Source organism: Halomonas sp. AOP43-A1-21 (assembly GCF_052376775.1).
In the GTDB taxonomy this organism is placed as follows: domain Bacteria; phylum Pseudomonadota; class Gammaproteobacteria; order Pseudomonadales; family Halomonadaceae; genus Vreelandella; species Vreelandella colorata.
This window is the reverse complement of sequence record NZ_JBQSWC010000001.1, coordinates 23,695-34,662: the sequence shown is the minus strand read 5'-3', so window position 1 is coordinate 34,662 and position 10,968 is coordinate 23,695. Positions and strand designations below refer to the sequence as shown.

Sequence of the window (10,968 nt, the reverse complement as noted above, 5' to 3'; positions counted from 1 at the left end):
GGTATCGCTCCTTGAACCGAGTCTGCTAATGAGAAACGCTTAGGGTAGCGGGCTGAGCGGGAAGGGCAACCCTTGGAGGTTAAGAGGCGTTAATCTCTTACAGCGTTGTAAGACATTGCTTACAAAATTATTGGCATCGGCTTACAAAGACGGTGGAAGACTAAAAAATTAGCGTTTTCGCATGTAAGAAATGAGTAACGATTATGGTCAAGCAACGAAAAGCTTTTGGCATGGATGTGCTTAAGTACTGAGGCGATAACTACCGAGGCAATAACTGCAGAAAGGGAAATGTCTTACACGCAGGAAGACAAGTAATAGCTTATAAAAAGAATGCTAATAGTAATAAGAACCTAAAAAGGCAAATGCAACGATGCGCTGAGTTGATTGAGGTGGCTTAGCGTTGGTGCATCAACGCGTTCATATTCCAAGCGGGTGATCAGCCGGTTGATGGTGACGGTGGCGCCAAAGCCTTGCAGCCAGGCGGTGCCGCCTTCGTCTGCACCTTGAGGCTGGTCGGTATCGCCGCGCCATTCGGTCAGGCCAGACTTAGCGTACATACTGAAAGCCCCCATACGGATGCCTGCCACAATGGCGCCGCCTAAACTTAGCGTATCCATGATCATGGGTGACATGCTGGAGGCAATCGGCACTTCTTCGCTTTCGCGGTAGGCAATTTCAGCGCCAATATCTAATTGGGGGAGTTGCCAGGGGCTAAACCCGGCCGTTAAGCGAAAACCGGATGTGTAGGTGTCCAAACTGCTTAAATCGCTGCCTTCCAGTACCACGCCGTTATCGAGTCGCATGAGCTCGCTCTCCGGCATGGCATAGGCAATTGCTGGCACCTCGTCATTGGCGACAGCGGCTACAATAGTTAAATTCAAACCGATAACACTGTACAGGATAGCGCCAGCCAAGCGTTTCATTGGCGTTCCTCATCCTTGGCTTTAATTATTATCCCCACCAGCATAGCAACTGGCTTTAACTTCTACCAAGTTAATTGCCTGCTGCTTGAGGTTAAAAAGCAGGTTTTTGCCCATTTCCTGGAAGCGCTCACCAAATACCCACTGCGGCGAAAGGATCGGCATCTGGGCGGTTTGCTCTTTATTGCCCTGACGCTCACGCCACTCCAGGGCGATATCGCTCCAGTCAACGCAGTGCTCAAGCGTAAAGCCGCTTTGCTGAAGTTGCTGGGTAAGTGCCGTTTGGCTAAGCAGGTGTGAGTGCGTGGGTTCTGTCGCCCAGGGCACAGGGTAGCGCAGGGCGTCTACATTAGGCCCGCTCACTACTTCATGCATTACCAGCTGCCCGCCAGGGCGCAAGACCCGGTGGCTTTCGGCAAACACCCGGGCGGCGTCAGGCATGTTGAGCAGGCTGTGCTGAAATAAAAGCGCGTCAAAGGTGTTATCTGCAAACGGTAGGGCAGTCGCATCTCCCGTTATCCAGAAAAGCGGCGTTGAGTGGGGTTCGCTCAACGCACTTAGCGCTTTATTGAGTGCGTTAAAACGGTGGGTAATGTCCAGGCCGGTCACCTGAAAACCCTGCGCTGCGCCTTGGCGCATTAACCCGCCCAAGCCTGCACCAATATCCAGAACGCGTGGATGGAGGGCTGGGTCAAGCAGGGCGAGCAATCGCGTAGTGGCCGTTACGCCGCCGATATGCAGCTGATCAAGCGGGGCCAGCTGGTGCAGGGTAGGGCCCGCCGGATAATGGCTGCGAATTTGCGCCAGCACATCGGCATCGCGCAGCCCCTGCTGGTAATGCTCAGCCAAACGCGGTGCGTCTGTCATGACGGTGATTCTGGATTCAACCCCAGCTCTTGAGTGGAAATTTCACGCATCTTGAATTTCTGGATTTTGCCGGTCACCGTCATGGGGAATTCATCGACGAATTTAAAGTAGCGGGGGATCTTGAAGTGGGTGATCTTGCCTTTACAGAACTCACGTAGATCTTCACCGCTAATCTCACCCGCCGTGGCGTTGAGCTTTACCCAGGCAACCAGCTCCTCACCGTATTTCTTGTCGGGCACGCCGGTGACCTGCACATCGGAAATCGCCGGGTGGGTGTACAGAAACTCTTCGATTTCTTTGGGGTAAACGTTTTCGCCCCCGCGAATCACCATGTCTTTAATACGTCCGACGATCTGGATATAACCCTCTTCGTCCATGGTGGCCAGGTCGCCGGTATGCATCCAGCCGGATTCGTCGATGGCCTCACGCGTGGCCTGCTCGTTGTTCCAGTATTGGAGCATGACGCTATAGCCCCGGGTACACAGCTCGCCGATCTCACCGCGGGGTAAGATGGCGCCATTGCCGGGGTCGACAATTTTGCTCTCCAGATGCGGCTGGGTACGGCCCACGGTGGAAACCCGCTTTTCAATACTGTCATTTGCGCCCGTTTGGGTAGAAACCGGGCTGGTTTCAGTCATCCCGTAGGCGATCTGGACGCCCTTCATGTTCATCTTGTTGATGACTTGTTTCATGATCTCGGCTGGGCAAATCGAGCCTGCCATGATGCCGGTACGCAGTGAAGAGAGGTCGGTGTTGGCAAACTCGGGGTGATCCAGCTCGGCGATAAACATGGTAGGTACGCCATAAAGCGCAGTGGCTTTTTGCTCGTGTACGGCTTTGAGTACTTTACCGGGATCAAAGCCTTCATCGGGGTAAATCATCGCAGCCCCATGGGTCATACAGCCCAGATTACCCATGACCATGCCAAAGCAGTGATAAAGCGGCACAGGAATGACCAGACGATCTTCACTGGTAAAGCCCATGCTTTCAGCCACAAAAAAGCCGTTATTGAGAATATTGTGATGAGAAAGCGTGGCGCCTTTCGGAAAGCCGGTGGTGCCCGAGGTGTATTGAATATTGATCGGGTCGTCAAACTGAAGGGTGCTTTGCAGGTCGTTGACGTCGGTTTGGCTAACCTTGCTCGACTCCTGCATTAAATCTGACCAGCGCCACATGCCGGGATGTTTCTCGCTGCTTAAGTTAATCACGCACTCAAGCTGGGGTAGCTTTAGCGATTTAAGCGCGCCTTCTGCACTGGTTTGAAGCTCCGGCGCCAGCTCATAGAGCATGCCGCGGTAATCGGAGCTTTTGAAACTGTCGGCGCAGACCAAAAAACGCGCGCCGGATTGGTTAAGCGCATACTCAAGTTCATGAGTACGGTAAGCCGGGTTGATGTTGACTAAAATGGCACCAATTTTGGCGGTAGCGAATTGGGTTAATGTCCACTCGCTGCAGTTAGGCGCCCACATACCGACCCGATCACCACACTTCACGCCAATGGCCAGTAACGCGCGGGCGCAGCGGTTTACCTCTTCATGAAGCTCGCGGTAGCGCCAGTGAATATTCTGGTGCAGCACAATCAGGGCATCGTTATCGGGATACTGCGCGGCAATGTGGTCGAATTTATCGCCGATAGTCATACCCAGCAGCGGTTTGTCAGCGGTGCTGCTGGCATAGCTGGGCAGGGCTTTAGATAGGCTGGGGTCATGTAGCGCCATGATGTCTCTCCGTATTTTTATTGTCTGATCGAGCAGGCCGCGTTGATGAGGGTTAGCTTGCGTGTGCGCCTCTGGCCAGGGCAACGTTTGAGGTCGGCTTGCGGCCCAGCGCCTGGGTAATCCAATGGCTCGTATCCAGCACGGCCTGCAGATCAATCCCCGTTTCAATGCCTAAGCCCTCCAGCAGGTAAAGCACGTCTTCGGTGGCGACGTTACCGGAGGCACCTTTGGCATAAGGGCAGCCGCCCAAGCCGCCGGTCGCAGCATCAATCACGCTGACACCTTCTTGCATGACCGCATAAAGATTGGCAATAGCCATACCGTAGGTATCATGAAAATGTGCCGCCAGTCGATCAATTGGCACCTGCCTGGAAACGGCTTCAACCATTCGCTTGGCCGCCAGCGGCGTACCCACTCCAATGGTGTCACCGAGGGAAATCTCATAGCAGCCCATGTCATAAAGGGCCTTGGCCACCTGAGCGACTTTCTCCGGGGGAATATCGCCTTCATAAGGGCACCCCAGCACACAGGAAACGTAGCCGCGCACACGCACATTCGCTTCCTGGGCACGCTTGAGCACAGGCTTGAAGCGCTCAAGGGATTCAGCAATCGAGCAGTTGATGTTCTTTTGTGAAAACGCTTCAGAGGCCGCACCAAATACCGCTACTTCATCGACGCCTGCGGCCAAGGCATTTTCAAGCCCCTTGAGATTAGGGGTAAGGGCCGAGTAAACCACGCCGGGAGTACGGGTAATGCCATGCATTACGTCGGTCGCATCGCCCATTTGCGGCACCCACTTGGGTGATACAAAGCTTGCCGCTTCAATATGGCGGATGCCGGCATTGGCGAGCCGATGAATCAGCTCGATTTTGGTCGCGGTAGGCACCATGGCCCCCGGCTCGTTTTGCAGGCCATCTCGGGGGGCCATTTCGAACAGGCGTACGCGCTGGGGAAGGCTGGATTGGCGCAGTACCATGGTCAAGCTCCTTATTCGCCTGGGGCGAAGTCGAGTAATACATCACCCTGGCTAACGGTATCGCCTGCCTGAAAGCGGAAACCTTCCACGCGACCGTTAGTCGGCGCGGTCATGGTGTGTTCCATCTTCATGGCTTCCATGACCATCAGGGGAATGCCTTTTTCAACGCTCGCCCCGGCTTCAACTAGCAGCGCCACCACCGTGCCATGCATGGGAGCGGTAAAGCTCGCCTGCACTTCATGCTGGCCGTGATCAATCGCATCAATGCGCTGCCAGTAAAGGCGGGTTTCGCCCTGCGGGTCGACCATGATTAACACATTGCCATCGCGCTGGGCCTGCAGGCGGCGGCGATGCCCGTTAAGGGTAATCGCCACGGCATTGCCGGTAAGCGGTTGAAGGCTGGCGCTAAAGGTTTGCTCATTAACGGCGTGGCCATTAATGGTTAGGTGCCACTCTGGGTCACCCGGGTGTCGTTTGCCTTCCACAACCACTAGGGGACTTGCATCCTCCGGCGCTTGAGAGTGCTTGGGATCGTGCAGGGCAATGCGCACCGTGCGTGGCGCGTTAAGCCGAAAGCCATCGTGGCGATCCCAGGGCGAATTGCTTTCGCACTCCTGGGCCAGCTGGTGTAACGCCATTAACGCGGCGCTGGCATAGTCTTCAGGCTGATAGTGGTGCGCGGCAAACAGGGTGGCCTCGTGGCGCTCGATAAACCGTGTATCCAGCTCTACGTTCTTAAACGCGGGGTGAGTCGCCAGGCGCTGCAAAAAAGCCCGGTTGGTGACCACGCCCTGTATATCGAGGGCCGCTAGCGCGCGGTTAAGGGTGGCCAGGGCGGCATCCCGGTCACTGCCATGCACAATCAGCTTGGCAAGCATGGGGTCGTAGTGCATGGAAACCGTATCACCGCTTTCCACACCGCTATCCAGGCGCACCTGCTCGGCCTTTAGGTCGGTGCCCGCTAAATCGAGCGCAAAGCGAGTAAGCTTTCCCGTGGCGGGTAAAAAGTCCTGATCAGGGTCTTCAGCATAAAGGCGTGCTTCAAAGCTATGCCCGGTGATCGTCAATGCTTCCTGTGTGCAAGGCAGCGATTCACCCATTGCCACCCGCAGCTGCCATTCGACCAGATCCTGGCCGGTGATCATTTCAGTCACCGGGTGCTCGACCTGCAGACGGGTGTTCATCTCCATAAAGTAGAACGCCCCGTCCTGGCCTGGCGAAGCATCCAATAGAAACTCAACCGTGCCCGCGCCCACGTAGCCAATTTCCTGAGCGGCACGTACGGCTGCATTACCCATCGCCGCGCGTAGTTCCGGCGTCATGCCCGGGGCGGGGGCTTCTTCGAGGACTTTTTGGTGGCGGCGTTGAATGCTGCAGTCGCGCTCGAACAGGTACACGCCGTGGCCCTGGCGATCACAAAATACCTGTACTTCCACGTGACGTGGCTGCACCAGGTATTTTTCAATCAGCATACGATCATCGCCGAAGGCGGCTTTAGACTCGCGGCGACAGCCTTCCAGCGCCGCCTGAAAGGCCTCGCTTTTTTCGACCACGCGCATGCCTTTACCGCCACCACCGGCGCTGGCTTTGAGCATGACCGGGTAACCGATTTTATCGGCCTCGGCCCGGAGCAGGTCATCATCCTGGTTATCGCCGTGGTAGCCCGGTACCAGCGGCACATCTGCATTGGCCATACGCGCCTTGGCGGCCGATTTATCTCCCATGGCGGCAATGGCTGACGCGGGCGGCCCGATAAAAGTAATACCCGCTTCTTCGAGCGCTTTTACAAAGGCGCCGTTTTCTGAAAGAAAGCCGTAGCCAGGATGAATGGCGCCACTGCCGGTGCGCTTGGCGGCGTCAATCACCGCTTCGATATTCAAATAGCTTTCGCGCGCAGCGGCGGGGCCGATACGAATGGCTTCATCGGCTTCACGTACGTGGCGGGCGTTGGCGTCAGCATCGGAATACACCGCAACGGTTTTAAGGCCCATAAGGCGTGCGGTGCGCATTACCCGGCAGGCAATTTCACCCCGGTTGGCGATCAGCAGGGTGTCAAAGGGCGTGGTGCGCAGGTTAGATTCAGACGACGTTAGGTGGCTCATGAGCGGCGCTCCTTGGCGTTGCCGGATAAAGGCGTTTCAGCCCAGGCGGGGCGACGCTTTTCAAAAAATCCAGCCAGTCCTTCCTGGCCTTCCTGGCTAACCCGCAGCTTGGCAATCACCTGACAGGTTTGTTCGCGTGTGGCGTCAGAATCAGGCGACTGGCTGACCGTTTGGAGCAGCGCTTTGGTAACCTGCTGCGCCTGCGGTGAACCGGCGAGCAACGTTTCCAGCATGGCATCTACCGCGCTATCCAGTGCGTTGTGTTCAACGACCTGATGGGCCAGGCCCAGACTGAGAGCGGTGGGCGCGTCGATGACTTCAGCGCTCAACGCGTAACGGCGCATCTGGCGCGGCCCGAGTGCGCGGTTTACATAGGGGCTGATGACCGCAGGCGAGAGGCCAATCTTGACTTCTGAAAGGCAGAACCTGGCTTTATCGGAGGCAATAACGATATCGCAGCAGGCGGCCAAGCCTACGGCGCCGCCAAAGGCGGCCCCCTGGACCCGACACAGCGTGGGGCAGGGCAGCGTATCCAGGCTATGCATCAGCGTGGCGAGCTTGCGCGAATCGGCCAGATTGTCTTCAAAATCGTAATCGACCATGCGCTTCATCCAGTTCAAATCCGCGCCCGCTGAGAAACTGTTGCCTTCAGAACCCAGCACCACCACGCGTACCTCACCGCTTTTAATCAGCGGTTGAAGCTTATCGAGGTGTGCGTTCAGCTCGGCAATTAGCTGGTCATCAAAGGCGTTGTGAACGTCCGGGCGATTAAGGGTTAAGCGGGCAACACCTGCATCTATGGTTAACGTTGAATTCGTCATGATAGGCCCCTTACATCCGGAACACGCCGAAGCGTGTCTCTTCAATCTCAGCGTTCATGGCCGCGGCCAGCGCTAAGCCCAGTACATCGCGGGTTTGTAGCGGGTCGATCACGCCGTCATCCCAGAGCCGGGCACTGGCGTAGTAAGGGTGGCCCTGGTGCTCATACTGTTCGCGGGTGGGCTGCTTGAACGCCTCTTCGGCCTCTTTAGTCCATTCGCTGCCTTCGCGCTCATACTGTTCGCGCTTAACCTGCGCCAGTACGCCGGCAGCCTGCTCGCCACCCATGACGGATATACGCGCGTTGGGCCACATAAATAGCAGGTTAGGGTCATAAGCGCGGCCGCACATACCGTAGTTACCCGCCCCGAAGCTTCCGCCAATCAGCACGGTGAACTTGGGTACCTTGGCACACGCTACGGCGGTGACCAGCTTGGCGCCATGCTTGGCGATACCTTCATGCTCGTACTTGGAACCCACCATGAAACCGGTGATGTTCTGCAGGAAAACCAGCGGAATCTTGCGCTGGGCGCACAGCTCAATAAAGTGGGCGCCTTTGACGGCGCTCTCTGAAAACAGCACGCCGTTATTGGCCACAATACCCACCGGGTGGCCATGAATATGCGCAAACCCGGTAACTAAGGTGTCGCCGTAGTAGCGTTTGAATTCATCAAAATCAGAGCTGTCGACGATGCGCCCGATAACTTCGCGAACATCAAAGGGCTTTTTAAGGTCGGTGCCCACAATGCCGTAAAGCTCCAACGGGTCGAGCTTGGGCGGCTGGGGCGCCTGCATGGCAAGCTTGCCGCGCTTTTGCCAGTTCAGGCGCGAGACACAGGCGCGGGCAAGCTGCAGGGCATGCATATCGTTTTCGGCATAATGGTCGGCCACGCCGCTGACTTTGGCATGTACATCGGCGCCGCCCAACGCCTCGGCACTGATACTTTCACCGGTGGCCGCTTTGACGAGCGGCGGGCCGCCCAGAAAGATGGTGCCTTGCTCTTTAACGATGATCGATTCATCGGCCATGGCGGGCACATAAGCGCCGCCTGCCGTACACGAACCCATCACCACGGCAATTTGCGGAATGCCTTCGGCCGATAGGGTGGCCTGGTTATAGAAAATGCGCCCGAAGTGGTCGCGGTCAGGGAAGACTTCATCCTGACGGGGTAGAAAGGCACCGCCGGAATCGACCAGATAAATACACGGTAGGCGATGCTTGCGGGCGATTTCCTGGGCGCGGATATGTTTTTTGACCGTCAGCGGAAAGTAGGTGCCGCCTTTTACCGTGGCATCGTTGGCCACAATCACGCATTCAACGCCTGATACGCGCCCAATGCCGGTTACTACACCGGCGGCCGGTACGTCGCTTTCATACACCTTGTGGGCGGCAAGCGCTGAAAATTCTAGAAAAGGCGAGCCTTCGTCGATCAGGTGATCAATGCGGTCACGCACAAAGAGCTTGCCACGGCTCTCATGACGCTCACGAGATTTAACGCCGCCACCCTGGGCAACGGCCGCGGTGAGTTCATGTAGCTGGGTAACCACGCCGCGCATTGACTGCTCATTGGTCTGAAAGAGCTCGCTGCGCGGATTAATCTGAGTGCTGAGAATGCTCATGGCGCGCCTCTACTGGCTTTCGGTGAAGAGTTCGCGGCCAATCAACATCCGCCGAATTTCACTGGTGCCCGCGCCGATTTCATAAAGCTTCGCGTCGCGCAGCAGGCGCCCGGTGGGGTATTCGTTGATATAGCCGTTACCGCCCAACAGCTGAATGGAATCCAGCGCTACCTGGGTGGCTTTCTCGGCACAGTAGAGGATGACGCCAGCGGCATCCTTGCGCGAGGTCTGGTCGCGATCACACGCGGCCGCGACGGCATACAGATAAGCGCGGCAGGCATTCAGCGTGGTATACATATCCGCCACTTTGCCCTGTACCAGCTGGAACTCACCGATCGACTGATTAAACTGTTTGCGCTCATGAATATACGGCATCACGACATCCATGGCGGCCTGCATGATGCCGACCGGCCCTGCGGCCAGTACGGTGCGTTCGTAGTCCAGTCCGCTCATCAATACGCGCACACCTTTGCCTTCTTCGCCCAGCACGTTTTCAGCGGGAACCTCGCAATCCTGAAACACCAATTCGCAGGTGTTGGAGCCGCGCATGCCCAGCTTGTCGAGCTTCTGAGCCGTGGAGAATCCCGGCATGCCTTTTTCGATCAGGAAAGTGGTAATGCCTTTGGACCCGGCTTCCGGGTCAGTCTTGGCGTAGACCACCAGCACATCGGCATCGGGGCCGTTGGTGATCCACATTTTGTTGCCGTTTAGAAGGTAGTTATCGCCGACTTTTTTAGCCCGCAGCTGCATGGAGACCACATCGGAACCAGCGCCAGGTTCGGACATGGCAAGCGCGCCGACGTGCTCGCCACTGATCAATTTAGGCAGATACTTGGCCTTCTGTTCGGCGGAGGCGTTGCGCTTGATCTGATTCACACACAGATTGGAGTGCGCACCGTAAGATAGCGCAACCGACGCGCTCGCCCGGGAGATCTCTTCCATGGCGATGCAGTGGGCAAGATAGCCCATGCCGCTGCCGCCATCTTCTTCAGACACGGTGATACCTAAAAGGCCCATGTCGCCAAACTTCTTCCATAAGTCGTTAGGAAATTCATTATTGCGGTCGATTTCCGCGGCGCGCGGGGCAATTTCGCTGGCGGCGAAGGCATTGACCTGCTCGCGCAGCATGTTCATTTCGTCATCAAGACCGAAATTCAGTTCTGAGTAGAGAGAGTGCATGGTCAATCACCTGTTTATTAGAAATTGTTTATTGAAAATCATTGTTGGATAGGGAATGAGACGCCACGAAATCTTAAGTAGACGATGACGCCTGAATGCGTTCTTCATCGGATTGTTTTTCGTGTAGCTCCTCAAGCGCCTGACGGCAGCGAATCTCGGCACTTTCAAGCTCCAGCTGTACCATGGTGATATCTTTCATCTGCTGTTCAAGCGCTGCCCGGCGCTCGCCGATTTTGTTCAACATAAGCTGCAGCTGTTTTTCACTACCGCTGCGGGTCTCATCCCAAAGCTCAAATAATTCTCGGATCTCCGCCAGTGAAAGCCCCAGCCGTTTGCCCCGTAGGGTCAATTTAAGCCGTACTCGATCCTTGCTGCTGTAAATGCGTGTTTGGCCCCGCCGTGCCGGGTGAAGCAGTTCCTGATCTTCGTAAAACCGAATGCTGCGGGTGGTGACGTCAAACTCGCTGGCCAGTTCGCTGATCGAGTAAGTTTTGCTCATGGGTTAATTCTCTTCAAAAGGGGCTATTCCTATGGAACACTGCTGATGAGGCTAAAACAAGTTTACGTTAACGTAAAGAAGTCATTGCCTAAGCCAATGGTTTAATGGCTTGGTGTAACTCTATGTAAAATAAATACTTAATGTTTTATTAGCATTTAATGTTATTTTTTGTAGACCAAAGTTGTAATTGTAATTGCCTGCTAGAGATTGCTAGTTTGCACTTAAACCTTACGTAAAGGTAAAGATGCATTGCCAGCTAACAATAATA

General features: G+C 55.7%; 9 protein-coding genes. All 9 read right to left on the bottom strand.

The features are described 5' to 3' along the window. Positions 1 to 350 precede the first annotated feature (350 nt). Positions 351 to 923, bottom strand: a complete 573-nt coding sequence (locus ACT3R7_RS00160) for a hypothetical protein (protein WP_192538179.1) — start codon at positions 921 to 923, stop codon at positions 351 to 353. 21 nt (positions 924 to 944) lie between these two features. Further along, positions 945 to 1,787 carry a class I SAM-dependent methyltransferase gene (locus ACT3R7_RS00155; protein ID WP_441676450.1) on the bottom strand — a complete coding sequence of 281 codons (843 nt, stop codon included), beginning with the start codon at positions 1,785 to 1,787 and terminating at the stop codon, positions 945 to 947. Next, positions 1,784 to 3,505: an AMP-binding protein gene (locus ACT3R7_RS00150; RefSeq protein ID WP_496198687.1), complete on the bottom strand. Its 1,722-nt coding sequence runs from the start codon at positions 3,503 to 3,505 to the stop codon at positions 1,784 to 1,786. The genes ACT3R7_RS00155 and ACT3R7_RS00150 overlap by 4 nt, the downstream gene beginning before the upstream one ends. A gap of 52 nt (positions 3,506 to 3,557) precedes the next feature. Continuing rightward, positions 3,558 to 4,481 (bottom strand): hydroxymethylglutaryl-CoA lyase, encoded by a 924-nt coding sequence (locus ACT3R7_RS00145; protein WP_496198686.1) that lies wholly within the window; start codon positions 4,479 to 4,481, stop codon positions 3,558 to 3,560. Between the two features lie 11 nt (positions 4,482 to 4,492). Next, positions 4,493 to 6,583: an acetyl/propionyl/methylcrotonyl-CoA carboxylase subunit alpha gene (locus ACT3R7_RS00140; protein ID WP_496198685.1), complete on the bottom strand. Its 2,091-nt coding sequence runs from the start codon at positions 6,581 to 6,583 to the stop codon at positions 4,493 to 4,495. Beyond that, positions 6,580 to 7,404, bottom strand: coding sequence for an enoyl-CoA hydratase/isomerase family protein (locus ACT3R7_RS00135; protein ID WP_496198684.1), 825 nt, complete (start codon positions 7,402 to 7,404; stop codon positions 6,580 to 6,582). Before ACT3R7_RS00135 ends, ACT3R7_RS00140 begins: the two co-directional genes overlap by 4 nt. Before the next feature lie 10 nt (positions 7,405 to 7,414). Then, positions 7,415 to 9,022, bottom strand: a complete 1,608-nt coding sequence (locus ACT3R7_RS00130) for a carboxyl transferase domain-containing protein (protein WP_496198683.1) — start codon at positions 9,020 to 9,022, stop codon at positions 7,415 to 7,417. 9 nt (positions 9,023 to 9,031) lie between these two features. Further along, entirely contained in the window at positions 9,032 to 10,201 is a 1,170-nt protein-coding gene (locus tag ACT3R7_RS00125) for an isovaleryl-CoA dehydrogenase (RefSeq protein ID WP_193092281.1), read from the bottom strand. Between the two features lie 73 nt (positions 10,202 to 10,274). Next, positions 10,275 to 10,700, bottom strand: a complete 426-nt coding sequence (locus ACT3R7_RS00120; protein ID WP_192538187.1) for a MerR family transcriptional regulator — start codon at positions 10,698 to 10,700, stop codon at positions 10,275 to 10,277. Between the last annotated feature and the right edge of the window lie 268 nt (positions 10,701 to 10,968).